General features: G+C 73.6%; 26 protein-coding genes and 1 pseudogene. 17 read left to right on the top strand and 10 right to left on the bottom strand.

Annotated elements, in window-relative coordinates; all coding sequences use genetic code 11:
• Positions 1–179: 179 nt before the first annotated feature.
• The gene (locus OHA72_RS30430; protein WP_327011212.1) at positions 180–1298 is read right to left on the bottom strand and encodes an alpha/beta hydrolase; all 1119 of its coding nucleotides are present in this window, start codon (positions 1296–1298) and stop codon (positions 180–182) included.
• A 53-nt stretch (positions 1299–1351) separates the two neighbouring features.
• On the opposite strand from OHA72_RS30430, the gene OHA72_RS30425 reads away from it, so the two are divergent.
• On the top strand, positions 1352–1981 hold the full coding sequence (locus tag OHA72_RS30425; RefSeq protein ID WP_327011211.1) for a TetR/AcrR family transcriptional regulator: 630 nt from the start codon (positions 1352–1354) through the stop codon (positions 1979–1981).
• Entirely contained in the window at positions 1978–3447 is a 1470-nt protein-coding gene (locus tag OHA72_RS30420; RefSeq protein ID WP_327011210.1) for a flavin-containing monooxygenase, read from the top strand. Before OHA72_RS30425 ends, OHA72_RS30420 begins: the two co-directional genes overlap by 4 nt.
• On the opposite strand, the gene OHA72_RS30415 is transcribed toward OHA72_RS30420, so the two are convergent.
• Complete coding sequence (locus OHA72_RS30415; RefSeq protein ID WP_327011209.1) at positions 3429–4085, bottom strand: acetoacetate decarboxylase family protein; 657 nt, start codon at positions 4083–4085, stop codon at positions 3429–3431. The genes OHA72_RS30420 and OHA72_RS30415 overlap by 19 nt on opposite strands.
• Before the next feature lie 104 nt (positions 4086–4189).
• Here OHA72_RS30415 and OHA72_RS30410 point away from each other — a divergent pair, with 104 nt between their 5' ends.
• The 3 genes from OHA72_RS30410 to OHA72_RS30400 all read left to right on the top strand — a co-directional run bounded on the left by OHA72_RS30410 (position 4190) and on the right by OHA72_RS30400 (position 6628).
• Positions 4190–5155 carry an alpha/beta hydrolase gene (locus OHA72_RS30410; RefSeq protein ID WP_327011208.1) on the top strand — a complete coding sequence of 322 codons (966 nt, stop codon included), beginning with the start codon at positions 4190–4192 and terminating at the stop codon, positions 5153–5155.
• Positions 5156–5273: 118 nt separating this feature from the next.
• Positions 5274–6203, top strand: a complete 930-nt coding sequence (locus OHA72_RS30405) for an alpha/beta hydrolase family protein (RefSeq protein ID WP_327011207.1) — start codon at positions 5274–5276, stop codon at positions 6201–6203.
• Positions 6204–6310: 107 nt separating this feature from the next.
• Complete coding sequence (locus tag OHA72_RS30400; protein WP_327011206.1) at positions 6311–6628, top strand: STAS domain-containing protein; 318 nt, start codon at positions 6311–6313, stop codon at positions 6626–6628.
• On the opposite strand, the gene OHA72_RS30395 is transcribed toward OHA72_RS30400, so the two are convergent.
• Entirely contained in the window at positions 6600–7934 is a 1335-nt protein-coding gene (locus OHA72_RS30395; RefSeq protein WP_327011205.1) for an acyltransferase family protein, read from the bottom strand. The genes OHA72_RS30400 and OHA72_RS30395 overlap by 29 nt on opposite strands.
• Before the next feature lie 263 nt (positions 7935–8197).
• Here OHA72_RS30395 and OHA72_RS30390 point away from each other — a divergent pair, with 263 nt between their 5' ends.
• From OHA72_RS30390 to OHA72_RS30375, 4 genes are read left to right on the top strand one after another with little or no spacing between them, the layout of a single operon-like run.
• Positions 8198–8350, top strand: coding sequence for a hypothetical protein (locus OHA72_RS30390; protein ID WP_327011204.1), 153 nt, complete (start codon positions 8198–8200; stop codon positions 8348–8350).
• Between the two features lie 18 nt (positions 8351–8368).
• Positions 8369–9205 (top strand): LLM class F420-dependent oxidoreductase, encoded by an 837-nt coding sequence (locus tag OHA72_RS30385; RefSeq protein ID WP_327011203.1) that lies wholly within the window; start codon positions 8369–8371, stop codon positions 9203–9205.
• On the top strand, positions 9202–9606 hold the full coding sequence (locus tag OHA72_RS30380) for a TIGR03668 family PPOX class F420-dependent oxidoreductase (RefSeq protein WP_327011202.1): 405 nt from the start codon (positions 9202–9204) through the stop codon (positions 9604–9606). Before OHA72_RS30385 ends, OHA72_RS30380 begins: the two co-directional genes overlap by 4 nt.
• 9 nt (positions 9607–9615) lie before the next feature.
• Positions 9616–10497 (top strand): ABC transporter substrate-binding protein, encoded by an 882-nt coding sequence (locus OHA72_RS30375; protein WP_327011201.1) that lies wholly within the window; start codon positions 9616–9618, stop codon positions 10495–10497.
• A gap of 207 nt (positions 10498–10704) precedes the next feature.
• Here OHA72_RS30375 and OHA72_RS30370 read toward each other — a convergent pair whose 3' ends face one another.
• Complete coding sequence (locus OHA72_RS30370; protein ID WP_203851697.1) at positions 10705–10908, bottom strand: cold-shock protein; 204 nt, start codon at positions 10906–10908, stop codon at positions 10705–10707.
• A gap of 265 nt (positions 10909–11173) precedes the next feature.
• Between OHA72_RS30370 and OHA72_RS30365 the strand changes: the two genes are divergently transcribed.
• Positions 11174–11758: a hypothetical protein gene (locus OHA72_RS30365; RefSeq protein WP_327011200.1), complete on the top strand. Its 585-nt coding sequence runs from the start codon at positions 11174–11176 to the stop codon at positions 11756–11758.
• Between the two features lie 3 nt (positions 11759–11761).
• Here the strand turns inward: OHA72_RS30365 and OHA72_RS30360 are convergent, their stop codons facing one another.
• Positions 11762–12547, bottom strand: coding sequence for a siderophore-interacting protein (locus OHA72_RS30360; protein WP_327011199.1), 786 nt, complete (start codon positions 12545–12547; stop codon positions 11762–11764).
• Entirely contained in the window at positions 12544–13545 is a 1002-nt protein-coding gene (locus tag OHA72_RS30355; protein WP_327011198.1) for an ABC transporter substrate-binding protein, read from the bottom strand. The genes OHA72_RS30360 and OHA72_RS30355 overlap by 4 nt, the downstream gene beginning before the upstream one ends.
• A 93-nt stretch (positions 13546–13638) precedes the next feature.
• Between OHA72_RS30355 and OHA72_RS30350 the strand changes: the two are divergent.
• The 3 genes and pseudogenes from OHA72_RS30350 to OHA72_RS30340 all read left to right on the top strand — a co-directional run bounded on the left by OHA72_RS30350 (position 13639) and on the right by OHA72_RS30340 (position 16539).
• Positions 13639–14616, top strand: a pseudogene (locus OHA72_RS30350) (FecCD family ABC transporter permease).
• Positions 14613–15581 carry a FecCD family ABC transporter permease gene (locus OHA72_RS30345; RefSeq protein ID WP_327011197.1) on the top strand — a complete coding sequence of 323 codons (969 nt, stop codon included), beginning with the start codon at positions 14613–14615 and terminating at the stop codon, positions 15579–15581. The pseudogene OHA72_RS30350 and the gene OHA72_RS30345 overlap by 4 nt, the downstream one beginning before the upstream one ends.
• Before the next feature lie 139 nt (positions 15582–15720).
• A complete protein-coding gene (locus OHA72_RS30340; RefSeq protein ID WP_327011702.1) occupies positions 15721–16539 on the top strand; it encodes an ABC transporter ATP-binding protein in 819 nt (272 codons plus the stop codon).
• 70 nt (positions 16540–16609) lie between these two features.
• Here the strand turns inward: OHA72_RS30340 and OHA72_RS30335 are convergent, their stop codons facing one another.
• Positions 16610–17101: an NUDIX domain-containing protein gene (locus OHA72_RS30335; protein ID WP_327011196.1), complete on the bottom strand. Its 492-nt coding sequence runs from the start codon at positions 17099–17101 to the stop codon at positions 16610–16612.
• Positions 17102–17110: 9 nt separating this feature from the next.
• Positions 17111–18709: an MFS transporter gene (locus OHA72_RS30330; protein ID WP_327011195.1), complete on the bottom strand. Its 1599-nt coding sequence runs from the start codon at positions 18707–18709 to the stop codon at positions 17111–17113.
• Between the two features lie 85 nt (positions 18710–18794).
• On the opposite strand from OHA72_RS30330, the gene OHA72_RS30325 reads away from it, so the two are divergent.
• From OHA72_RS30325 to OHA72_RS30315, 3 genes are all read left to right on the top strand, one after another.
• The gene (locus OHA72_RS30325) at positions 18795–20099 is read left to right on the top strand and encodes an alpha-hydroxy-acid oxidizing protein (protein WP_327011194.1); all 1305 of its coding nucleotides are present in this window, start codon (positions 18795–18797) and stop codon (positions 20097–20099) included.
• 117 nt (positions 20100–20216) lie between these two features.
• Complete coding sequence (locus OHA72_RS30320; RefSeq protein ID WP_327011193.1) at positions 20217–21287, top strand: acyltransferase family protein; 1071 nt, start codon at positions 20217–20219, stop codon at positions 21285–21287.
• A gap of 132 nt (positions 21288–21419) precedes the next feature.
• Positions 21420–22358 (top strand): discoidin domain-containing protein, encoded by a 939-nt coding sequence (locus tag OHA72_RS30315; protein ID WP_327011192.1) that lies wholly within the window; start codon positions 21420–21422, stop codon positions 22356–22358.
• Positions 22359–22370: 12 nt separating this feature from the next.
• On the opposite strand, the gene OHA72_RS30310 is transcribed toward OHA72_RS30315, so the two are convergent.
• Together OHA72_RS30310 and OHA72_RS30305 are read right to left on the bottom strand one after the other, a co-directional pair.
• On the bottom strand, positions 22371–23291 hold the full coding sequence (locus OHA72_RS30310) for an ADP-ribosylglycohydrolase family protein (RefSeq protein WP_327011701.1): 921 nt from the start codon (positions 23289–23291) through the stop codon (positions 22371–22373).
• Between the two features lie 143 nt (positions 23292–23434).
• Complete coding sequence (locus OHA72_RS30305) at positions 23435–23788, bottom strand: hypothetical protein (protein WP_327011191.1); 354 nt, start codon at positions 23786–23788, stop codon at positions 23435–23437.
• A 156-nt stretch (positions 23789–23944) separates the two neighbouring features.
• Between OHA72_RS30305 and OHA72_RS30300 the strand changes: the two genes are divergently transcribed.
• The gene (locus OHA72_RS30300; RefSeq protein WP_327011190.1) at positions 23945–25204 is read left to right on the top strand and encodes a PQQ-dependent sugar dehydrogenase; all 1260 of its coding nucleotides are present in this window, start codon (positions 23945–23947) and stop codon (positions 25202–25204) included.
• Positions 25205–25212 lie beyond the last annotated feature (8 nt).

The raw sequence follows: 25212 nt of genomic DNA, 5'->3' as shown, positions 1-25212 counted from the left end.
TCGATCAGTCCAGGAGTCGCTGAGGACCCGGAATCTGGTGCGTCCAAAGAGAAATATGGTCGTGGCATGTGCCGCCTCCCCCCGGTAGGCGTTGCCCCTCCATTCTCGAGGGTGTGCAGCCCCACGTCCAGCGCCGTGACGTCGTGTGAGCGGCGGCGCACGGTGGGCGATGGAAGGCGTCAGGTGGCGGTGGTGTGGATTAGGGTTGCGCAAGTTGAGGGGGCGTCGGAGAACGGTAGGTGGCCGCAGCCTGGTAGGCGGACGTGGCGGGCGGATGGGAGGGCGGCGGCGGCGCGGCGGGACTGGAAGGCGGGCAGGATCGCGTCGCGGGTTCCCCAGGCTACGGTGACCGGGATGTCGTGCAGGGCGCCTGGGTCGCGGAACTGATGGGTGGCGAAGGCGGCACGCGTGGCGCGGAAGCCTGGGGCGGCGACGAGCGCGTCGACGTCTGCGATGCACGCGGCCGGGTCGAGCCGGGCGGGGTGGCCGAAGAACATGCCGAACAGCGCGATCCGGCCGGGCGCTGTGGCGGCGAGGGCGGGTAGTGCTGGGCGGGTCAGGCGGCCGAGGAGCCGGGCGGCGCTTACCGATGACTGGCACCAGCGGCGGGAAATGGGGCCCCAGAAGCCGATCGGTGCGAACGCCGTCACTGAGCGGGCGAGGCCGCGGCGGCCGAGTTCGAGTGCGACGCCGCCGCCGAGGGAGCTGCCGGCGACGTGGAATGACGGGGACGATGGGAACGCCTCGGCGGCGAAGCGGGTGACGGCGTCGGCGAAGGCGTGCACGTCGCAGGCATCACCAGCGGAGCCGGAAAGCGAAGAGGAGCCGGAAAGCGGCGGGCCACCAGACAGCGGCGGGCCACCAGAAGGTGGAGACGCACCAGAAAGCGGCGGACCACCGGAAGGCAAAGGGCCGCCAGGAAGCCCAGACGCATCGGAAGGCGAAGGACCGCCAGAAAGCGAAGGACCGCCAGCAAGCGGAGACGGACCAGCAAGCGGAGACGGACCGGCAAGCGGAGGACCACCGGAAGGCAAAGGGCCACCAGGAAGCGGAGACGCACCGGAAAGCGGAGGGCCGCCAGGAAGCGGCGGACCACCGGAAGGCAAAGGGCCGTCAGAAGGCGGAGACGCACCAGAAAGTGGGGACGCGCCGAAGCCGGGGAGATCCAGGGCGGCGACGTCGAACTGGGAGCGCAGGAGGGGGAGGAGCGGTTGCCACAGTTGCCAGCGGCTGCCGATGCCGTGGATCAGGACGAGCGGCTCGCCGGAGCCCTCGCGGTGGTGAGACAGCGCGGTCACCGGCTTACCGTACTTTGTTGACACTCGGCCAACAACAGGGCACGGTGGCTGCCATGCAGATGCGCGGCCGGCGGCTGGAGCCTGACGTGCGGCGGGAGCAGATCCTTGCCGTCGCGGTGCGGTTGTTCGGGGAGCGGCCGTACGCCGAGGTGTCCACGACGGACATCGCGGATGCCGCCGGGGTGGCGCGCGGGCTCATCAACCACTACTTCGGCACCAAACGAGGGCTGTTCATCGAGGCGGTGCGGGTGCTCGTCACGATCCCGGCGGTCGCGGTGGAGCAGCTGCCGGAGGGCGACCTCGCGACCCGGGTCGACGCCAGCGTCGCCTGGTTTCTCGACGTGGTGTCGCGGCACAGCAGGTCGTGGCTGGCGGCCGTCGACGGCGGTGGTGTGGGCCGCGACGCGGACATCGAGCGGGTCCTGCAGGAGGCCGACGACATCGCCGCGGACAGCATCCTCGTCGCGGTCGGCCTGGACGGTGAGCGGGAGCACCGTGACGAGCTGCGGGCCATGGTACGGGCGTACTGCGGCCTGGCCAAGGCGACCGCACGCGAGTGGCTGGAGCACAAGACGCTCAACCGGGCGCAGGTCCACATCCTGCTGTCGACGATGCTCATCACCCTGGTCGAGCGGGTGTTCCGGACGTTGGGCGTGACCACACAGGGCAGCGCAGCGTCATGAGGATCGCCGTGGTCGGAGCGGGTTTCGGCGGCATCGCCGCGGCACACCTGTTGCGCCAGGCCGGTTTCGGCGACGTGGTCATCTTCGACAAGGCCGACGGCGTCGGCGGCGTCTGGCGGGACAACGTCTACCCGGGCTGCGCGTGCGACATCCCCGCGCCGCTGTACTCGTACTCCTTCGCGCCCAATCCCGACTGGTCGCAACGGTTCCCGCCGCAGCCGGAGATCCTGGGGTACCTGCGGAGGTGTGTGCGCGACTTCGGCCTCGCCGAACATCTCAGGCTCGGCACCGAGGTGGTCGCCGCGGACTGGACCGGCGAGGCGTGGCGGGTGACGCTGGGCGACGGCACCACGGAGCTGTTCGACGTGCTGATCCCGGCGATGGGGCAGCTGTCGCGGCCGGTGGTCCCGGTGCTGCCAGGACAGCAGGAGTTCACCGGTCCCGCGATGCACACCGCGCGCTGGGATCCCGGCCTCGACGTGACCGGAAAACGGGTCGGGGTCATCGGCACCGGGGCAAGCGCGATCCAGCTGGTCCCCGCGATCGCGGGCAGGGCCGCGCACGTCACCGTCTTCCAGCGCACGGCGCCGTGGACGCTGCCGAAGCCGAACCGGCGGTACGGGCCGTGGAGGCGCGCGCTCAACCGCAGGTTCCCGGCGCTGATGCGGGCGGCGCGGGGCGGCACGTGGCTGCTGACCGTGGTGACGGGCAAGGCGGTGACCGGCAACCGGCCGGCCAGGTTCGCGGTGTGGGCGCTGTCCAGCGGGCAGCGGCTCGTACAGGCGCGGAGCATGAGAAGGACGGTCACACCGGACTACGCGATGGGCTGCAAACGGGTCCTGTTCACCGGCGACTGGTTCGCGACGCTGCGCCGGCCCGACGTCGCGCTCGTCACCGCGGACGTCGAACGGTTGACACCAGCGGGAATCCGCACCGCCGACGGCGAAGACCACGAGTGCGACATGATCGTGTACGGCACCGGCTTCGCGGCCACCGAGTTCCTGACGCCGGTGCGGATCACCGGGCGGGACGGCCGCGTGCTGCACGACGAGTGGCGCGACGGTGCCTACGCGCATCTGGGCATCGCCGTGCCGGGCTTCCCGAACATGTTCCTCATGTACGGGCCGAACACCAACACCGGCAACACGTCGGTGGTGTACTTCCACGAGGCGCAGGCCCGCTACATCGTGCAGGCCGCGCGTCTGCTGTCGACAAGAAGCACGCCCGAAAAGCACACGCCCGAAAAGCACACACCCGAGACGCACACGCTCGAGGTGCGCGCGGACGTGGCCGCCGCGTTCGACGCGGAGATGCAGCGCAGGCTCGGCGCCAGCGTGTGGGTGGGCTGCGAGAGCTGGTACCGCACGGACGGCGGCCGGGTCGTCACCAACTGGCCCGGCATGGCGGGCGAATACGCCGCCCGCACCGCGCGGCTCGACGAGGCGGACTACACCACCACACGCTGAGCGGCGGCACCGAAGCGCATCCGGAACCCGGCCGCGACGAACGACAGCAGCGGCCGCCGCCCGGCGAGGAACCGCAGCGGCCCGTCGGGCGCAACGGTCCACACCACCCTCGCGGGGCCGTAGCGGGCGGTGGACCGCACCGGGGTCGTCACGGGCCGGCCGGCGAGATCCTGCACGACCCGGAACCCGACCGGCAGCCGCGGCGCAATGCCGTTGCCGGGCGGCAGGACCGCCGACGCGATCGGCCCGTCGGCGGTCGAGGCGGACGCCGCGCCCTCACCGAAGGACCCGGCGAAGGCGGCGAGATCCTTCGGGATGCCCCACAGCGCCCGGCCGCCGTCACGGGACGCGACGCTGTCGACCCAGATGTGCGTGATGGTGACCCGTGGCCGCCACCCGGCACGGGTGAGCACGGCCGAGAGCAGCTCGTGGTAGCTCATGTCGCCGCCGGGCTGGTAGTCGACCCAGGCGGTGCCGACGAACGCGCGGCCGAACAGCCGCAGTACGCGGACCGCACCGGACAGCGACGGCGGCAGCGCGGGCACGTCGGCGAGCGGCACGGCCCAGACGGACACGTGCATCCGGCCGCGCAGCGACCACGGCGACGGCGGATACGACATCGACGGGCTTCCCTCCACGCCGGCACTCTACGCCTCTTGACAGTCTGCCAACAAGCGGAGGTAAATGTGTCCTCAGGAAACAGCGTTTCGTCCAGCGATACACGTCAGGAGGTAAGCGCTCGATGTTCTCCAAACGGTTCGCCGCTCTGTCCGCCCTCCTCATCGCCGCCGCCCTGAGCCTGCCCGGCACGGCCCAGGCCGCCGGATGGACCCAGGTCAGCAACACCGTCGACGTCCCGTGCGCCGGGCTGACCTACCACCCGTCGGCGGACTGGTTCCTGCCGGCCGGCACCGCCAAGGGCCTGGTCTACCTGCAGCACGGCTTCTCCCGCTCCAACGGCAACCTCGCCGACCTCGCCGAGCACTACGCCGCGGCCGGGTTCGTGGTGTTCGCCCCGACGCTGCCGTCCGCCGACATCTTCGGCTGCACGGTCAGCAACCTCGGCAACAACGCCCCGTTCCTGAACAACGTCGCGACCTGGCTCGGCCAGGCGAACAGCTCGACCGGCGCACTCGCCCGCAGCTACGCCAACGCGCTGAGCAAGGCCGGCCGCCCGGCGAGCGCCCTGCCCACCTCGTACGTCATCGCTGGCCACTCGGCCGGCGGCGAGGTCGCCGCGTACGTGGCGAACCGGCTGCGCACCACGTATCCGGGCCAGTTCGCCCGGGTGCGGCTCATCCAGCTGCTCGACCCGGTGAAGTCGTTCATCGGCGCCAACATGGCCACCGGCCTCAACGGCCTCAACCTGACCAGCACGCCGATCTACGCGATCTCGTCGCCGCCGTACCTGGCGAACAGCAACGCCAGCGGGACGGTCGAGCTGACCAACGACGTGCACCGGGCGTTCCTCGGGGTACGCCTCACGACCGGCTCGCACTGTGACGCCGAGGGTGCCAGCACCGACGGGCTGTGCACGGTGCTCAACGGCGCCTCGCAGCCCGGCAACGTCACGGCCCTGCAGACCTTCGCGGTGGCATGGGCGAACGACGCGGTCGCCGGCACCACCACCGCGACGTACTACCCCGGCGGCGCGTACTACGCGTCGCTGCTGTCCGGCGGCGTGACGCAGACCCTCAGCGGCGCGTAGCCGAGCGCGGGACCCGGGTCCGCCATCGATGCAGACACGGCATTGACGGCGGACCCAGGTGTTCCCGTACGCTGTCGCCAAGGGAAACTGCGTTCCACTATGGGAAACAGAGGTCCGAATGGCTCAACGTTTCAGCCGCCGCGGCGTGCTGGTCGCCACCGGCGGCGCGGTCGTCGCCGGCGCCCTTCTCAGCCCTGCGAAGGCCGACGCCGCCTACTCCTCCGTCGGCACGTACGGCACCACGGTCAACGGTGACCCGGCCGACGTGTACCACCCCAACACCCCGTCGGCGCACCAGCCGTGGCCGGTCGTCCTGCTGCTGCAGGGCGCCAACGTCGGCCGGGCCAACTACGCCGGCTTCGCCCGCAAGGTCGCCTCCTACGGCTTCGTGGTCGTCGTCTCCGACCACACCCGCGTCATCTTCGGCGTCCCCGGCCTGTACGCCGACGGCGCCGAGGCGACGTGGACGGCCGGCTGGGCCGCCGCGGAGAACGCCCGCACCGGCTCGCCGCTCAAGGGCAGGATCGACGCCGGCACGCTGCTGCTGACCGGGCACTCGTTCGGCGGCGCGGCCGGGCTGGGCCTGTCGACGGGGCTGTCCACGCCGCCGTTCACCGACGTACCGATCCCGGCGCCGGCGCAGCTCAAGGCCGCCGCGTTCTACGGCACGAACAACGCCGTCCCCGGCTCGCCGGTCATCCCGCCGGTCGCCAACACCATCCCGGTCGCGCTCATCCAGGGCGCCGCCGACGGCGTCGGCAGCCCCGCCAACGGCCTGGGCACCTACGCCGTCCTGCAGGGCGTGCCGAAGCTGTACGTCAGCGTCACCGGCGCCAACCACTACGGCATCACCGACGCGCAGAACCCGGCCGGCGCCAGGCCCGACCTGTCCCCGCAGACCCTGAGCCAGGCCGCCGGCGTGGAGAACATCGCCAGGTGGACCGCGCTGTGGCTGCGCGCCCAGCTCGGCGACCCCGTCGGCCTGGCCTGGGTCTACGGCATCGGCGACGCGGTCGACGCGAGCGTCGAGACGCAGTTCGCCCGCTGATCACGCGACGAGCGCCCGGCACCCCGCCGGGCGCTTGCCTGATGACAAGGAACCGCCGATGAGCAGGGCCGATAGTGTTCCACCGATCGGACGTCAGGACGGTTTCGGTGGATCTGAACCTGCATGTGCAAGGACGCATCGGTGGCGGCACCGTCATCGTCGCCCGCGGCGACCTGGACTACGGTGCCGCGGACCGGTTCCGGCTGTGCGTGGAGCGGGCGCTGCAGCCCCCTCCGGGCGTGCTCTACCTCGACCTGCGGCTGGTGACGTTCGTGGACTCCAGCGGCATCGGCGCCCTGGTCTCCGCGCACAAGCAGGCCGAGCGGGCCGGGTCGCGGCTGGTGCTGGAGAGCCCGTCGGAGGCGCTGCTGCGGACCCTGCGCACCGCCGGGCTGGTCAGCTTCTTCGGCCTGCCACCAGGGTAGATTCGTCCGCCGGGCGAGGGACCTGGGCCGGCACGCTCGCCAGAGCCTTCGGCGAGGCCGGGACCGGGCGCCAGCGGCGCGGCGTCCAGTCCTTCAACGCCAGGGCGCGCCGCTCGACCAGGTGCCAGGACAGCGCGGCGGCGGCGAACGCGGCAGCCAGGGACATGGCGATGAAGGGCACGTAGCCCCACCGGCTCCAGCCGAGGCTCGCAAACACCTGCTGGCCGATGAACCCGTAGATGTAGACGCCGTAGGAGTAGTCGTTGCGCCGGCCGATCCGCCGCAGCAGCGGCGGCATCCGCACGGCCGCCCACGCCAGCGCGTACACCAGCGCCGGGAAGCCGACCAGGAAGAACCCGCCGAACAGCAGCGACCCGACCAGGGCCGCGACGCAGGCGAACCCGGCGCCGTCGTGGATGACGACCCGGTCCCGGTACAGCTCCAGCACCGCACCGCCGAGGAACAGCAGCCCCAGGTACATGAGCCAATGGAACGAGACCTCGCCCAGCAGCGGCAGGTGCACGGAGCCGTAGTGCGGGGTCGGCGGCCCCAGCAGCGGCCGGCCCTGGATCTGGTCGGCGACGACGACGCCGTACAGCGCGGCGGCGAGACCCACGACCAGCCACTTGCGGCGGCGCAGCACCGCGGTCACCGCGAGCGCGCCGGCGAGGCAGTAGCAGAGCATCTCGTACACCAGCGACCACAGCGCCCCGTCGAACACGCTGCCGCCGGTCTCGCGCCCCCACGGGGTGGAGGCACCGAGGAGGTCGTGGATGCCGTACTGGCGGACCCCGGTGAACCAGTTGCCGGTCACGTACTGCAGCGGCCCCTTCGGCCCGGACCAGAACCCGTGCAGGTTCCCCCACTCGCGCCACGCGACGAGCGGCGCGACGGCGAACGCGGTCACCAGCAGGCACACCCACAGCCCGGGCAGGATCCGCAGCATCCTGTGCCACGCGAACCGGACCAGCGACGTGCGCGCCGCGCTGCGGGTGATCAGCAGCCCGGACAGCACGAAGAAGGCGAACACGGCGAGGGTGCCGGTGTTGGTCTGGCCGCGGAACAGCGACTCGCCCAGGTCCTCCCAGCCGAAGCCGAGCGACGTGCCGTGCGTCAGCACCACGACGACCGCCAGCCCGAGCCGGATCGCGCCGATGCCGTTGTCGCGTCCGGCGTACAGCCGCCCGAGCGTCGCCGGTGGCTTGCTGTGCCTCGGCTTGGACCGCTGCCTGCGCGAGCGTGCCGGCGCCTGCGGGCGTTGCGAAGGCACGACCGGTCCAGCCCGGCCCAGCCCGAGTTGCGTCACCGCTGCCCTCTCCCTCGCGCGTGCGCGAGCCACAGCCTGGTCTGCGCGCAGCGCCAGGTCCGCGAACCTTGCCGGGGGGAGAGAAATGCCCGGGGCTCCGGGCCGGAATCGGATGCGGTGACGGCCGGGCGGGCCCACATCCACGACGAGGCTATCGCACCGGTCCGGCCGCACAGGATGAATACCGGGGGGCGCGATGGTGAAGTGTGACCGGGTGAGCTCCAGCGGGTTCGGCACCACCCGCACGGGGTACGGGAGAAGGCATGCCAACGCTCATGCAGAAGGTCATGCGGTTCCTCAGCAGCCCGGCCGGGCGGCGGGTCGTCGAGCAGGGCCGCCGCGAGCTCGCGAAGCCGGCCAACCAGGAGAAGTTGCGCCGCCTCACTTCCCGCGTCAAGGGCAGCCGCCACCCCTGAACGGTGTAGGCAGGGGGTATGGATTTCGGAGTCGGATACTTCCCCACCCACGACGCGATGGGTCCCGGGCCGCTCGCCCGACTGGTCGAGGAGCGCGGGCAGAGCGCGCTGTTCTTCGCCGAGCACACGCACATCCCTGCCAGCCGCGACACTCCGTACGGCGACGGCAGCAACGAACTGCCGCGCCGGTACTGGCACACGTACGACCTGTTCGTCGCGCTGACCGCGGCCGCCGCGGCGACGAGCCGGCTGCGGGTCGGCAGCGGCATCTGCCTCGTCATCGAACGCGACCCGATCATCACCGCCAAGGAGGTCGCGTCCGTCGACCACCTGTCCGGCGGCCGGTTCGAGTTCGGCGTCGGCGCCGGGTGGAACCGCGAGGAGATGCGCAACCACGGCACCGATCCCCGGATCCGCATGCGGGTCATGCGGGAGCGCATCGAGGCGATGCAGGCGATCTGGCGGGACGACGAGGCCACGTACCATGGCGAACACGTGTCGTTCGACCGCATCTGGTCATACCCGAAGCCGGTCCAGCGCCCGCACCCCCCGATCCTCGTCGGCGGCACCGGCCCCGGCGTCCTGGACCGGGTCCTGTCGTTCGGCACCGCGTGGTTCCCGAACTACGACGAGAGCATCTTCGGTCGCATCGCGGAGCTGCGCGCCCGCGCCGAACGCCCCGTCGACGTGCAGGTGATCAGCGCCCCCGCCGACCCCGCCGTGCTGCAACGTCTCCACGACGCCGGGGTACAGCGTGCGAGCCGCTGGCTGCCCTCCGCGGCCCAAGGGCCGGTGGAGCGGGCGCTGGAGCGCTGGGAGGCGGCAATCGCCGACTTCGCCGGTGAGGGCGGGTGACCGAGGCCGAGGCCCGTGCCCGGTTCGCGGCGTCGCCGGTGGCCCGCCTGGCCACCGCGACCCCGGACGGCCTGCCACATCTCGTCCCGATCGTGTTCGCCCTGCACGCAGGCACCACGATCTACCACGGCGTCGACGCGAAACCCAAGCGCCACACGGCCCTGCGCAGGCTCGCCAATCTCGACGCCAACCCCCGCGCCAGCATCCTCGTCGACCACTACGAGGATGACTGGTCCACGCTGTGGTGGGTCCGCGCCGACGGCACCGCCCGCGACGTCGATCCGGCCGCCCCCGAGGGTCGCGCGGCCGTGCGGCTGCTGGAGGCCCGCTACCCCCGGTTCAGCCTGCGGGGCCGCCTCATCGCCATCGACGTCACCGGATGGTCCTGGTGGACCGCTTAGGGTTGGGCCATGCGTCTGGTGTCGTTGCTGCCGTCCGCCACCGAGATCGTCTACGCGCTCGGCCTCGGCGACGACCTGGTCGGCGTGACCTTCGAGTGCGACGAGCCCCCGGCGGCGCGGACGGACAAGACCGTGGTCGTCGGCGGCCGGGACACCCGCGGCATGACCCCGGGCGAGATCGACGCCTACGTGCGGTCCCAGTTCGCCGCGGGCGCCGACCTGTACACGCTGCACGCCGGTGCGCTCGCCGCCCTCGACCCGCACCTGATCCTGACGCAGGACCTGTGCCGCGTGTGCGCCCTGCCGTCCGGCCACGTCGAGGACGCCCTGGCGCACCTCGGCTGCCGGGCCGACGTGCTGTCCCTCGACCCGCACTCGCTCGACGACGTGCTCGGCACGATCCTCCAGGTCGGCGAGTCGGCCGGCGTGCCGGAGCGGGCACGGCGGCTGGTCGCCGGCCTGCGGGCGCGGCTGGACCTGGTGGCGACCGCGGTCGCCGGGCGGCCGAGGCGCAAGGTGCTGGTGGTCGAGTGGGTCGACCCGCCGTTCACCGCGGGCCACTGGGTGCCGGACCTGGTGACGGCGGCCGGCGGCGAGCCGGTGGCCGCGCATCCTGGCGCCCGCTCCCTCGCCACGACGTGGCCCGAGCTGACCCTCGTGGGGCCTGACGTGGTCGTGGTGTCGCCGTGCGGATTCCACCTCGACGGTGCCGTGGAGCAGGCCCGTCTGGTCGCGCCGCGCTTCCCTGGCGCCGAGGTGTGGGCGATCGACGCGGACGGCATCGTGGTGCGGCCCGGCCCGCGGCTCGTCGACGGCGTCGAGGCGCTCGCCGCAGTCCTGCATCCTGGCTCGTTGCCTGCCCGCTCGGATGCGGTCAGGCGGGTCGGTTGAGCTCCCCCGCGATCCTCCGGTCGTCTTCCCGCTGCTGCGGGAGTGAGAGGTGGCGGACATGGCGACGGGCTCGTGCAAGGGCCGTTTTACGCGGTCCTTGCACGAGCCCGATCTGTCCAACCAGCGGGGCCGTCCTCAGCTGCTACGAGTCGACGGCACGCGCGCTGCGGTCACCGGCATGTGCACGGCTTCCGAAGCAGGTGTTTGTCAGACGCCGCGAACGTTGTCGGCCTGCGGGCCCTTCTGGCCCTGGGTGACGTCGTACTCGACCTTCTGGCCCTCGGCGAGCTCGCGGTAGCCGCTGCTCGCGATGGCCGAGTAGTGCACGAAGACGTCCGCGCCGCCGTCGTCCTGCTGGATGAAGCCGAAGCCTTTTTCGGAGTTGAACCACTTCACGGTACCGCTAGCCACGCGTTCCTCCTGAACACAGTGAGTCCTGTCAGCCATCTTTGCCGACAGTGAAGACCTCACCGAGGACCACCGTACTGCCAGTAACCTCATAGAGACAGCCGAGTGCCGCAGGTAAACCTCGCCGGTGACGCAGTTCCCCTGGTCGAATGAGCCATAAATCGGGCGAAAATCCACCAAACAAACCCAGAAAGTTTCACTAGATCGTTTGCATTTCGCAACACACCTGTTCGCCCGATCGGCTGAACGGAAACGAGAATGCCCGGACATGAGTGCCTTTACGCATCTTGACCTGACCGGGTTCCAGCAGATCGACCGGTTCGCGTGGCGTGACGAGCAGGGCACGGTCATGTCAGTGCACTTCTTCAACCTGCGGCCGGACCTTCCGGCGCCGCTGGCCGAACCGGCCGCGCTGCTGGCGGGCACGGCCAGGCACACCGCCGGGGCCGGGGCGGGGCTCATCGACGCGGCCGTCGAGCCGGTCGACGGCGTGCCGGCGCTGCGGCAGCTGCTCAAGGTCCGTCACCCGCAGGGGCACGGGCAGGTATTCATCGGCTCCTGCACGGTGCCGCGGGCGACCTGCAGCACCGTGCTGAAGCTGCAGGCGCCCGAGACCGGCCCGACCGGCATGCGGGAGGCGTTCATCATGGCGCAGCTCGGTCCGGACCGGTTCTACACGCCGTCGCCGTTCGCGCCGGACGCCACCGGTGGGCTGCCGTACCACTGGGCGGACCACGAGCAGTACGACGCCCAGTTCCCGCAGCACCCGCTGACGCTGATCCGGGCGAAGCTGCGCCGCCTGCTGCCCAGCATCCGCCTGGACGAGCGGTTCAAGGCGCTGCCGAGCTTCTGAAACCTACGGGGACTCCGCCAGCAGGTCGTCCTCGGTGGCGCCGCGCCGCCAGTAGCCGGTGAACATCACCCGGTGCCGCTCGACGCCGCGCTCGGCGACCAGGTGCCGGCGCACGGAGCGGACCACGGCGGACTCCCCCGCGACCCACGCGTAGGGCGTGCCGCCGGGCAGGTCGGCGGCGCGGACCGCGTCGAGGACCCCGCCGCCGACCAGCCACGTCAGCTCGACACCGGCGGCGCGGGGCAGGTCCCGTACATCGGCGGCGTCGTGGACCTCGATCCACGCCCGGACCGGCATGGACGTGCCGACCCAGGAGAGGATCCCGGCGAGGGCCGGCACGGCGGTCTCGTCGCCGGTGAGCAGGACCCAGTCGGTGTCCGGCAGCGGGCGGAAGTCCACGCCGCCGTTGTCCGCGAGGGTCGGGCCGAGCACGACGGCCCGGTCGCCGGGGCGGGCGTGCCGGGCCCAGCTCGACGCGGGGCCGGCCGAGACGGTGTCGTGCACGGCGAAGTCGACGTCGAACTCGCCGTCGCGCTGCTCGCGCACCGTGTAGGTCCGCATCACCGCCCGTGTCGCCGGGTCCGCGGCGCGCCACCGCGGATACCAGTCCTCGCCCCTGGGCACCACGGCCGCGCCCTGGTGCGGCTGCGGCAGGAACAGCTTGAAGCGCTGGTCCCGGCCGCCGCCGGCGAACGCCGCCAGCGAAGACCCGCCGAACACGATGCGCACCGCCGACGGTGACAGCAGCTCGCGGCGCAGCACGGTCACGTCGAAGAACTCGAACGTCACGAGGCGACCTTCCCGGCCGCGGTGAGGGCCTTGGCGAGGGCCTCGAGGGGCGCTGCGCAGCCGGCGTGGCTGAAGCGGGGCTCGCTGAGCCACGGCACGAGCTGGCCGGCCTTGACCGCCGGCAGCGCCGCCCAGGTGGGCTTGGCGACGAGGTCCTTGGGCTGCAGCGCGGAGGTGCGGCTGTCGAGCAGGATCACGTCGGCCTTGTAGCGGTCCGCGTTCTCCCAGCTGAGGTTCTCGAAGAAGCCGCCGGTGACGTTCGCCGGGGTGATGACCTCGACGCCGAGCTCCTTGTAGTAGCTGAGGTCCGCGTACGCCGCGGGGGTCGACACGTACAGCAGGTCGGGGCTGGCGGAGGCGGCGAGGACCTTGAGCCCGCCGTTGGCCTTGACCGCGGCCTTGACGGCCTCACCGGCGGCGGTGAAGCGCGCCTCGGCGTCCGTGACCGCCTTGGCCGAAGGGTCCGCGCCGAGCGACGCCGCCAGGGCCGCGTACCGCTCGATGACCTGCAGCAGGGTGACGCCGCCGGACACGGTGAGCCCGACGCTCGGGGCCAGCGCGAGGATCTTGTCCTTGCTGTCGTCGGGGACGTACCAGAGCGCGCCCGGCTCGTACATGTTGGTGACGAGCAGGTCGGGTCTGAGCGCCGCGTACTTCTCGATGTTGAACTCGCCCCACGCGTTGCCCAGCGACGTGAGCCGTTGCACGTCCAGGTCGCCGGCGAGGGGGTCCTTGCCGCCGTCGGCGCTCTTCGACGGGCCGAAGGTGCCGACCACCTGGGCGTCGACGCCGAAGTCGCGCAGGGCGGCGGCGGAGCCGACGTAGGCCACGACACGCGACGGCCGGGAAGCGGCGGTGGCCTTCGCGCCGCGGTCGTCCGTGAACTCCCACCCGCCGCCGCCCGGCGCGGCGGGTGCGGCGTCGCCGCAGGCGGTGAGCAGCGCGCCGAGGCCGAGGGTGCCGGCACCGGCGAGGAGACGCCGTCGGTTGAGGGGCATGGGGTTCGCCTTCCGTCGCTGAACTTGTTCTTGATCGCGGCTAAGGTTAGCCTCACCTAACTTTGTCGTGTCAAGTCATCCGGGAGCCCGCTCGTGCAAGGTGTCCACAGAGGACGCTGGCTGGTCGCCGCCGTGGGCCTGCTCGCCCTGACCCTCGTCGCGAGCCTGGCGATCGGGGCCCGGTCCCTGGCGCCGCTGGACGTGTGGCAGGGCCTCATCGGCACCGGCGACGCCGGCGCGGTGGTGCGGCAGCTGCGGCTGCCCCGCAGCGCCCTGGGGCTGCTCGCCGGCGTCGCCCTCGGCCTCGCCGGCGCGCTGATGCAGGCGCTGACCCGCAACCCCCTGGCGGACCCGGGCCTGCTCGGCGTCAACGCCGGCGCCGCGGCGGCGGTCGTGTCGGCCATCGCCTTCCTCGGCGTGACGGACCTGGCCGGCTACATCTGGTTCGCCTTCGCCGGTGCCGCCCTCGTCACCGTGGCCGTCTGGGCGGTCGGCGGCGGCGCGTCGGCGACCCCGGCCGGGCTGGCGCTGTCCGGCACCGCCGTCACCGCGGTGCTCTACGCCTACGTCACGGCGGTGCAGCTGCTGGACACCACCTCGCTGGACCGCATGCGGTTCTGGACCGCGGGCTCCCTGGCAGCCGCGCGGCCCGGCACCGCCATGCTGATCCTGCCGTTCGTCGCCGCGGGTGTACTGCTCACCGCCGGCCTCGCACGCACCCTGAACGTGATGGCGCTCGGCGACGACGCGGCCCGGGCCCTCGGCACCGACCCGGCGCGGATCAGAGCGGCGGCCGCCGTGGCGGTCGTGCTGCTGTGCGGCGCGGCGACCGCGGCGTGCGGCCCGATCGTCTTCCTCGGACTGATGGTGCCGCGCCTGGCGGGGCCGACGTCCTGACCGACCGAACGGCTGCTGGCGTTCTGCGCGGTGCTCGCGCCGGCCCTGCTGCTCGGCGCCGACGTCCTCGGCCGGGTCGTCGCCCGCCCCGGCGAGCTGCAGGTCGGCGTCGTCACCGCGGTCGTCGGCGGCGGCTTCTTCCTCGCCGTGCTCCGCCGCCGGAGGACGGCGTGAGGGCGCGCTGGACAGGTGCCGGGTTCGCGCTCGTGGCGGTCGTCGTCGCGGTGTACGCCGTCGGCAGCGGCGACTACCCGATGAGCTTCGCGGCGGTGGTGCGCACCCTCGCCGGTGCCGGCTCCCCCGCGGACGCGTTCATCGTCAACGAGATCCGCCTCCCGCGGGTGGTCACGGGCCTGTTCGCCGGTGCCGCGCTCGCGCTGTCCGGTGCCGTGTTCCAGTCGCTGGTGCGCAACCCGCTCGGCAGTCCCGACGTGCTCGGCTTCACCCAGGGCTCCGCGACCGGCGCGCTCGTCGCCGTCGTGGTCGCCGGCGGGGGCGCCGCCACCGTCGCCGGCGGGGCGGTCGCCGGCGGCCTGGCCACCGGCGCCGCGATCCACCTGCTCGCCTGGCGCGACGGCGGATACCGGAGCCTGATCCTCGTGGGCATCGGCGTCGCCGGGATCCTCACCGGCGTCAACAGCTACCTGCTGACCCGCGCGCAGATCATCGACGCCGCCCGGGCCGTGCTGTGGCTGACCGGCAGCCTCGACGGGCGCGGCTGGGGCAACGCCGCCGTCGTGGCCGTCGCGGTGTGCGGTCCCGCCGTCGTCGCCTGCGCCCGGCCGCTGCGGACCCTGGAGCTCGGCGACGACCCCGCCCACGCGCTCGGCGTGCGGGTCGCCGCGGTCCGCCTCGGCGCGCTGGCCGGCGCGGTGCTGCTCAGCGCCGCCGCCGCGGCGGCCGCCGGGCCGGTCGCGTTCGTCGCCCTGACCGCGCCACAGCTGGCCCGGCGGCTCACCGGCGCGCCGGGGCCGAACCTGGTGCCGTCGCTGTGCCTCGGCGCCGCCCTGCTGACCGCCGCCGACCTCGCCGGGCAGCGCGCCGTCCCCGGCCACCAGGTGCCCGTCGGGGTCGTCACGGGGCTGCTCGGCGGCGGGTACCTCATCTGGCTCCTCGCCCGCGGGAGGAAGCGTGCGTAAGGCACGGGTGCGGCGCGCAGCGTCGCATGGGGGGTGTCCCACGGAACCGCAGGGCGTCAGCCCACGCAGCCAGGAACGGCTCAGCGGTGAGGGGCTCACCCTCGGGTACGACGGGCGGACCGTCGCGGAAGACCTCACCGTGCTGATTCCCGACCACTCGTTCACCGTCGTCGTGGGACCGAACGCGTGCGGGAAGTCCACGCTGCTGCGGGCCCTCGCACGGACCCTGCGTCCCCGCGCCGGTGGGGTACTGCTCGACGGGCGCGACATCAGCACCCGGCCCACCCGCGAGGTCGCCCGCACCCTCGGGCTGCTGTCACAGTCGGCGGTCGCACCGGCCGGGATCACGGTCGCCGACCTCGTCGCCCACGGCCGCTACCCGCACCACGGCGCGCTGGGCCGGTGGACGGGCGCCGACGCCCGCGCGGTGCACGACGCGATGCTGGCCACCGGCGTCGCCGGCCTCGCCGCCGCGACCGTCGACGAGCTCTCCGGCGGGCAGCGGCAACGGGTCTGGATCGCGACCGCCCTCGCACAGGACACGCCGCTGCTGCTGCTCGACGAGCCCACCACGTACCTCGACATCAGCCACCAGATCGAGGTCCTGGAGCTGTGCGCCCGGCTGCACCGGGACCGGGGCCGCACGCTGGTCGCGGTCCTGCACGACCTGAACCTGGCGGCCCGCTACGCGACGCACCTCATCGCGATGCGCGCCGGGAGCGTCGTCGCGGCCGGGCCGCCGGACCAGGTGGTGACGGCGCCGATCGTCGAGGCCGTGTTCGGGTTGGCGTGCCAGGTCATGCCGGACCCTGAGACGGGGACCGCCATGGTGATCCCGCGCCGCTCGGCGACTCCCGCCGGATCCGGCGCACCTGGCGCTCGACCCGCACCTCCTGCAGCAACGTCGTCAGAGCAACCCCGGCGAGGGAGCCGACGAACCACAGGACGGGCGCGGTGACCACGGCGGTGGCGACAGACAGCATCCGTCCATGATGGGAGCCGGCCGTTGCGGGCCGGTTGCGGGCCGGTCACACCCCGGGAAGGTCACCCTCGGCGGCCGCGGCCCGCCACGGGCCGTCCGGGACCAGCTCGGCCAGCACGTCCAGCAGGTGCGGCGGCTCCAGGCGGTCCGGCAGCGCCGCCAGCTCGGCCCAGCCGACCCAGGCGTGGTTGTCCAGGTTGACCTGCTCGTCGGGCATCAGCCCGGTGCGCACCAGCGGCGGCCGGTCACCGCCGAACCGCGCGACGAAGAAGTGCTCGGCCCCGATGTAGTGGGTGCCGTTCCACCACACGTCCCGCTCGACCGGCACCGAACGGTCCTGCACCGCGGCCGGGTCCAGCCCGGTCTCCTCGGCCAGCTCCCGCCGCGCCGCCGCCAGGGGCGTCTCGCCGGGCTCGATGCCGCCGCCGGGCGGCTCCCAGAGCCCCCGGCCGTCGAACGGATCCCGCCAGTGCAGCAACAGCAGGCGGTCGGCGGCGTCCAGGCAGATGACCCGGGCGGCGGGCCGGTGCTTCGTCACGGCCCGACGCTACTGCACCGCCAGCGGCAGCATGTGCCGGATCACCGGTGGCCCTTCGGCGAGCGCGACCGCCGCCCGTTCCTGTGCCTGCTCGTCGAGCGTCTGCCGGCCGTAGTGCTGCCGCAGGTGCTCCTCCCAGGACGGCACCAGGAACGCCTCCACGAAGCGGTCCGACGCCTCGCCCTCGCGGAAGAGCCGGTAGCGTCTGGCGCCCGTGCGCCGGCGGGCCTGCCCGACCGGGGCCATCGCGGCGACGAACGCGTCCTGCACGTCCGGGCGCACGGTGTACGTGACGGTCACGAGCACCGGACCGCCCGCCGGTGCCGGCTCCATGAGCAGGTGCGGCTCCGGCCAGTACACCGCCGGGTTCTGGTTGACACCCCTGGTGTCCGGCAGCGGCCAGCGGGCCGCCGTGAGCGCCCCCGCGACGAGCAGGCAGGCCGCGGCCAGGAACGCGGCCCGCAGCCCGAAGCGGTGCCCGACCAGGCCCCAGCAGCCGGCGGCGACGGCCTGCCCGCCGACCACGGCGACCTGGTAGACCGCCAGGCCGCGGGCCCTGACCCAGGCCGGCAGGAACAGCTGGATCTGGGCGTTGACGTTGGCGAGGATCGCCACCCACGCGACGCCCGCGGGCACCATGCACAGGGTCAGCGGCACCGGCCGGCGCAGCGCGGCCATCGCCACGAGGGTGCCGGCGTAGGCGAGGCTCGCCACGGCGACCGTCCCGTTCGTCGAAGGGCCGGCCGGCAGCCGGGGCAGCAGCACCGCGCCGAGGATCGCGCCGACGCCCAGGGCGCCGAGGAGCAGCCCGTACCCGTCGGCGCCGAGCCGCAGGTCCCGCCCGGCGAACAGCGGCAGCAGCGCCCAGATCGCGGTGGCCGGCACCACGAACAGCACCGCCCGCAGCAGGATCCGGCCCACCACAGCGGTGTGCCGCACGTAGCGGCCGCCCGCGGACAGCGCCTCGGCGAAGTGCTCCCGGTTCTCGGCGACCCCCTTGGGGCCGATCCGGCCGAACACCAGCAGCGCCGTGAACGCCAGCGCGGCGGCGGCGTTCAACGCGAACACGGTGGTGGCGCCGGTCGCCGCGATGATCAGCCCGGCGAGCGCCGGGCCGACGGCGCGGGCGACGTTGACGCTGATCGCGCCGAGCGCCGACGCCTCGACCAGCTCGGTGCGCGGGACCAGGTCGGGGATGAGCGCGCCGATCGCCGGGGCGGACAGGGCCGCACCGGTGCCGAGCGCGAACGTCGACATCAGCAGCAGCCCCGGCTCCAGCTCACCGATCGCGCCGAGCACCGTCATGAGGACCGCGACCGCGGCGATGAACACCTGCGCACCGACCAGCAGCCGGGTGCGGTTGACGATGTCGGCGAGCGCGCCGGCGGGCATCGCCAGCAGCAGCACCGGCAGGGTCGTGGCCGTGTGGACCAGCGCGACGAGCGCCTCGCCGCCCATGTCGGCGACGAGCATCCATTGCGCGCCGACGATCTGCATCCAGGCCCCGAGGTTCGCCGCCGCCGTGCCGATCCAGAGCATCCGGAACGCCCGTACCCGCAGCGGGGACCACGCCGTCACCGGCCGCGCGCCCGCCGAGATGGCCGCCACGCCCGCCTGCTACCCCGTCCGGCCGCCCGCGACCCCCGCGGCGCCCGCTTTTCTGCGGGCCGATCGTTGGCCATGATGGGCAACCATGACGAGCACCGAGGCACCCCGTCCCGCCCCCGGACCCGGGCGGATGAGGCAGAACGCCATCTACCGCGCCGGGGTGCTCGGCCGAGCGCCCGTCGTGCCCACCGACGCGGCCGAGCTCGAGCGGCGCGCCAGGAAGGCCATGTCGCGGAAGGCCTGGGCGTACGTGGCCGGCGGGGCCGGCGGCGGCGCGACCATGCGGCACAACCGGGCGGCGTTCGAGCGGTGGCGGATCGTGCCGCGGATGCTGCACGGCGTCACCAGCCGGGACCTGTCCACGACCGTGCTCGGCACCCCGCTGCGCGCGCCGCTGCTCCTCGCGCCGGTCGGCGCCGGCGCGCTCGTCACCCGCGGCAGCGACGTGCACATCGCGCGGGGCGCGGCGGCGGCCGGCGTGCCGTACATCTTCTCCAGCCAGGGCAGCAGCCCGATGGAGCGCACCGCGGCCGCCATGGGTGACACGCCGTTCTGGTATCAGCTGTACTGGTCGACCGACGAGCCGCTGGTCGACTCGATGATCCGGCGCGCCGAGGACTGTGGCGCCCGGGCGCTGGTCGTCACGCTCGACACCACCCTGCTCGGCTGGCGGCCGCAGGACCTCAACCTGGGGTCGCTGCCGTTCGCGCGGGGTCTGGGCATCGCGCAGTACACCTCCGACCCGCGCTTCGGCGAGATCGTGCGGGACCGCGTCGCCGCCGCGGCGGGGCGGCCCGCCCAGCGGCCACGGGTCACGCTCGCCGCGCTGCGGGCCCTGCTGTCGATGGCCCGCGAACACCCCGGCGGCACCGGCGCCAACCTGCGCTCCGCCGAGCCCAGGGCGGCGGTCGAGACGTTCCTGGACATCTACTCCAACCCCGGCCTGAGCTGGGCACACCTGGAGACGCTGCGGCGGCGCACGACGCTGCCGATCCTGCTCAAGGGCATCCTGCACCCCGACGACGCCAGGACCGCGCTCGACGCCGGCGTCGACGGGATCATCGTGTCCAACCACGGCGGGCGGCAGGTCGACCACGCCGTCGCCGCGCTGGACGCCCTCGTCGCCGTCCGCGACGCCGTCGGCCCGGACCCGACGGTCCTCTTCGACAGCGGCATCCGTTCGGGGGCTGACGTGTTCGTCGCGCTCGCGCTGGGCGCGGACGCCTGCCTGCTCGGCCGGCCGCACATCTACGGGCTCGCGATCGCCGGCGCCGACGGGGTACGGCAGGTCGCCGAGAACACCGTCGCGGAGCTGGACCTGACGATGGCCCTCGTCGGCGTCCCGGACGTCGCCGCCGTCACCCGGGAGCTGCTCGTCCCCGCGCCCTGACGCCCCGGAAAGCGTCGCTCTTTCGACAGTCCTCAACCCAATGCCCCTGGTCGTGCGTGCTCCCGCGTAAGAAGCCGGCCGATGGAGGTCGATGGACTGACGCGAGGGGACACCGAGATGAGCGACACACTGCAGCTGAGCCCGACCACCACGACCACCGCACCGGAGCGGCCGCCGCAAGCCCGTGAGCCGTGGGCGGACGTGGCCAAGGGCGCCTGCATCATGCTGGTCGTGCTGTGGCACGTCATCACCAAGAACTTCCTGCAGGTCGACTGGCACCTGCCGGTGCCGTTGCCCGGGGCGTGGGGCCTGCTCGGCGAGCAGCTCCTGCCGCTGCGGATGCCGCTGTTCTTCGCCATCTCCGGCATGTTCGCCGTCGGCGCGGTCGGCCGGTCGTGGCGGGTCATCGGGCGTTCGAAGGTGGCGAAGTTCGGCTACCTGTACGCGGTCTGGCTGCTGATCCACACGCTCGTGCTGGCGCTGGTGCCGGACTTCGACACCGCGCGGGCCGCCGGGCCGCTGCAGCTGCTGGAGCAGCTGACGATCACCCCGTCGAACCTGTGGTACCTGCTGGCGCTCGCGGTCTACTTCACCGTGGCGAAGGCGGCGCGCCGGCTGCCGGCGACCCTGGTCCTCGGGGTCGCGCTGGCGCTGTCCGTCGTCGTCGCCGCCGGCCTCCTCGACACCCCGGGCAACCGTGGCGGGCTGTACCAGAACCTGGTGTTCTTCCTCGCCGGGGTGCGCCTGCGCCCGGCCGTGGAGGGTCTGGCCCATGCGGCGAGCTGGCGCCGGCTGGCGCTGCTCGGCGGCGGCTACGCGCTCGGCCTGGTCGTGCTGCGCCTGCTGCCCGGCACCGGCCCGCTGGTCAGCGTGGTCGCGGTCGCCTTCGGCGTGACGGCGGCGGCGCTCGCGGCGCGGTCGGCGACGGTGGCGCGGGTGCTGGGCGACATCGGCCGGCGGACCCTGCCGATCTACGTGCTGCACATGCCGGTCCTCGCGATCTGCCACGCGGTGCTGATCGGGCCGATGGACCGCGCGGACCCGCCGATGCAGCTGCTGCTGGCGGTCGCCGAGCCGGTCCTGCTCACCGTCATGGTCACCTGGTTCTGCCTGGCGCTGGAGCGCAGCCTCCCGGCGGCGCTGGTCGACCTGCCCAGCCGCACCAGGCGGCCCGCCGCCACCGGCTGACGCCCTTGCGCCGCTTTCCTCAGCGGCGGCGGCCCCGTGGACCTAAGCTCCGAACCGTCGGCCTGCGACGAACGGGCGGACCTGCGACGAACGGGCGGACCTGCGACGAACGGGCCGGAGGGAGGGCGTTCGGTGGCGAACGAGGACGCCGAGCCGCCCCGGCTGGTCCGGCCCTACATCACGCCGCCGGCGGACGATCCCACCAGCCCTCACGACCCGGCGGGCGCGCCGGCCGCGGCGGGCGGCGCGCACCGCGTCCCCGCCCGGCAGGCCGCGCCACACCGGCCGGGCGCCACCCGGGCCGGGCCTGCCGCCAACCTGGTGGCGCCGGGTGACACCCCGGCGGGCGGCGCCCGGACCGGACCGGGCGGTGACCCGGCGGGGCGGGCGTGGCGGCGCGTGATCCTGATCGTCGTGGCGGCCGTGGCGGTGGTCGCCGCGCTGGTGGCGGTGGCCGTCCTCGCCGGCCGTGACCGCCGCGACCCGGCCGCCGCGCCCTCCGCGTTGCCGCTGCCGTCCGCGCCGCCGGACGCCGGCGAGCCGTCACCCGCGGCGTCCACCCCGGGCGCGTCCAGCGGGCCGGCGGCGTCCAGCGCCGCCAGGTCACCCTCGCGGGCGGGCACGCCACGGCGGTCGGCAACGGCGTCGGCGGCGGCATCCGGTACACCTGCCGCCGCGAACCCTGACGGTGCCAACCTGGCGCTGGGCCGGCCCGCCACGGCCTCGTCCGTGGAGGGTGAGGCCTACGCGCCGCGCTTCGCGGTCGACGGGGACCCGCGGACCCGGTGGAGCAGCGCGTTCAACGACCCGCAGTGGATCGGCGTCGACCTCGGCCGGCTGTGGCTGCTCACCCAGGTCACGCTGCGGTGGGAGGCGGCGTACGGCGTCGAGTACGACGTCGCGGTCAGCGCCGACGGCACCACCTGGCGCACCGTGTTCCGCACCGCCGAGGGCGCCGGCGGGGTCCGCGACGTGCGGTTCGCCGCCGCACCCGCCCGCTTCGTCAGGATGACCGGGACGCGGCGGGCCGGGCAGTACGGCTACTCGCTGTTCGAGCTCGAGGCCCGCTAGCCGGCCGGTCCGTCAGTCCCAGGCCTGGCCGAGGCGGGCGAGCTGGCCGGCGTACTCGATGCGGTCGAGCCAGGCGGCCGGCCACGCAGTCATGCCCCGCTCGGCGCCGATGAACGCGCCGGCCAGGCAGGCGATGGAGTCGGAGTCGCCGGAGGTGGTGGCGGCGCGGGCGAGGGCGGTCACCGGGTCGTCGGCGTGGCGCACGGCGCACAGCAGGCCCGTCGCGAGGGCCTCCTCGGCGATCCAGCCGGCGCCGGTGGCCGCGCACGGGTCGCTGCCGTCGTCGGGCCGGGACAGGGCGAGATCCAGCCGGTCGAGCACGTCGACGCACTCGTCCCAGCCGCGGCTGATGAAGTCCTCCGGTGAGGTCACCGCCGGCTGCTGCCACAGCGTGCCGAGCCAGTCGGCGCGGTACGTGGTGCGCTGCGAGCGGCACCGGTCGCGCAACGCGGCGGGCAGCGACGCGAGGTCCGCGCCGTCGCGCAGCAGCCGGACGGCGTACGCGGTCAGTTCGCTGGCAGCGAGGGCCGTCGGGTGACCGTGGGTCATGGCCGCCTGCAGCTGCGCCACCCCGGCCATGGTGTCCAGGTCGTAGGACGGGACGAGGCCGACGGGCGCGACCCGCATGTTGGCACCGCAGCCCTTGGAGCCGGCGACGGTCGCCTCGACCCAGGGCAGGTCCCGGGCGAGGCCGCCGCAGGCGCGCAGGCACGTCATGCCGGGTGCCCGGTCGTTGTCGGGGCTGTGCGCCCACTCCACGAACCGGGCCCGCAGCAGCGGCTCCAGCGCGGCAGGGGTGGGTGCGGGCGCGTCCAGCAGCGCGTGGCCGACCGCGAGGGTCATCTGCGTGTCGTCGGTGACCAGCGCCGGGTCGCCCTCCAGGTCGCGGGGGCCGCCGTGGCCGTACCGCTCCTCGATCGCGGCGACCGTCATGAACTCGGTCGGTTTCCCGAGCGCGTCACCGTACGCAAGCCCGAACAGACACCCTGAGGCCGAAGTCGACACGCAGAAGATCGTAGCCGTCCGCGGCGCGCGAAACGGCCCCGGCGGTGCCGGGGCCGTCCGTGATCCGGCCGCTACTTGAGCGGGTCGGCGAGGGACGCGGGCGTCGCCTGCCCGGTGGTGCGGCGCTTCGGCGCGGCGGTCGACGGCGTGGCGGTCGCGCCCGACGGCGTGGCGGTCGACGGCGTGGCGGTCGACGGGGCGGTCGTCCAAGGCGTTGCGGCGGCCGGCCGGTTGAGCGCCGCGGGCGTCGCCGGCGTGCCGGGCGTCGTGGCGAGGTGCTTCGCCGTCGCCTGCGCCTGCGCGAGGGTGGGGTTGGCTCGCAGCTGGCGGGCGCCTTCGACGATCTGCTCGTACTTGCCGCGGCCGGCACGGGTGCCCAGCACGTAACCGGTGGCGAGCCCGGCGGCCAATGTCAGCAGTCTCATCCTGGTCTCCCTCGAAGTGCGTCGCTCGACTCCCCGCCCTGGTGCCCGCCCCACGGGGCACGCAAACCCCACTCCGGCAAGGTGACGCTGTCCGCGGCGGAATTCGTGATCGTGCAGGGAGACGATGTACGTCTGCGCGAGCGGAGGGGCCGGTCCATGGGTACACCCGTCCGCGCGGGCGCCGTCGCGCTCGTCCTGGCGCTGGTACTGGGGACGCTCGGCGGCTGCACGTCCGACGCCCCCGCCACGCCGCCGCCGTCCGGGCCGCCGTCGGTCGCCGACCCCACCAACTTCAGCCACGGGCCCGTGGACCCGTCGGCGAGAGGGGACGCGGCGGTGTCGGTCGGCACGGTGGCCCGGCACCTGGACATCCCGTGGGGGATGACGTTCCTGCCCGACGGCAGCGCGCTGGTCACCGAGCGGCGAACCCTGCGCATCCTGCGGATCGGTCCCGGGCGGGCCGCGAACGGGACGCTGAGCGTGGCGCCCGTGACGAAGATCAGCGAGGCGACCTCCGACAACGAGGGCGGCCTGCTCGGCATCGCCGCGTCGCCACGCTTCGCGCTCGACCAGACCGTCTACATCTACTACACGACCGACGTCGACAACCGGATCGCGAAGCTCAAGCTCAACGAACGGCCGAAGCCGATCGTCACCGGCATCCCGAAGAGCGGCATCCACGACGGCGGGCGGCTCGCGTTCGGTCCCGACGGGTACCTGTACGCGAGCACCGGCGAGGCGTCGCACACCGAGGCGGCGCAGGATCTGCGCAGCCTCGGCGGGAAGATCCTGCGGATGACGCTGGACGGGAAACCCCCGCCGGGCAACCCGTTCCGCGGTTCGCTGGTGTGGTCCTACGGACACCGCAACCCGGAGGGCATGGACTGGGACGCCGACGGCAACATGTACGTCGCGGAGATCGGCGAGGCCTTGTGGGACGAGCTGAACATCATCAAGCCCGGCGGGAACTACGGCTGGCCGCTGGTGGAGGGTATCGGCGGCAAGCCGCAGTACGTCGACCCGGTGGTGACCTGGCATCCCGAGGTCGGGGTCAGCGCCGGCGTGGCGGTGCTCGGCGGCACGGCCATCGTCACCTGCCTGCGCGGGCAGCGCATCTACCTCGTCGGCGTCGGCGGCGTCGGCCGCGAGCAGAAGGCCGGCAGCCGGCCGACGGAGGGCGGCGAGCCGGACACGTGGGGCGTCCGCTGGCGGCCCGGGGCCGGGGTGACGGGGCGGCCCGTCGAGGCCCTGGCCACGAAGTACGGCCGGCTGCGCACCGCGATCAAGGCGCCGGACGGCAGCGTGTGGCTCACCACCTCGAACCGCGACGGCCGCAACGACAAGGGACCGTCCATTGAGGACGACCGGATCCTCCGGCTGACGCTGCGGCCGGAAGCCGCGCCGGGCCCGCGTTGACGCCGTAC

The organism is Dactylosporangium sp. NBC_01737, from assembly GCF_035963215.1.
Taxonomy (GTDB): Bacteria; Actinomycetota; Actinomycetes; order Mycobacteriales; family Micromonosporaceae; genus Dactylosporangium.
Note: the sequence above shows the minus strand (reverse complement) of the source record. Positions and strands in the feature narration are given on the sequence as shown.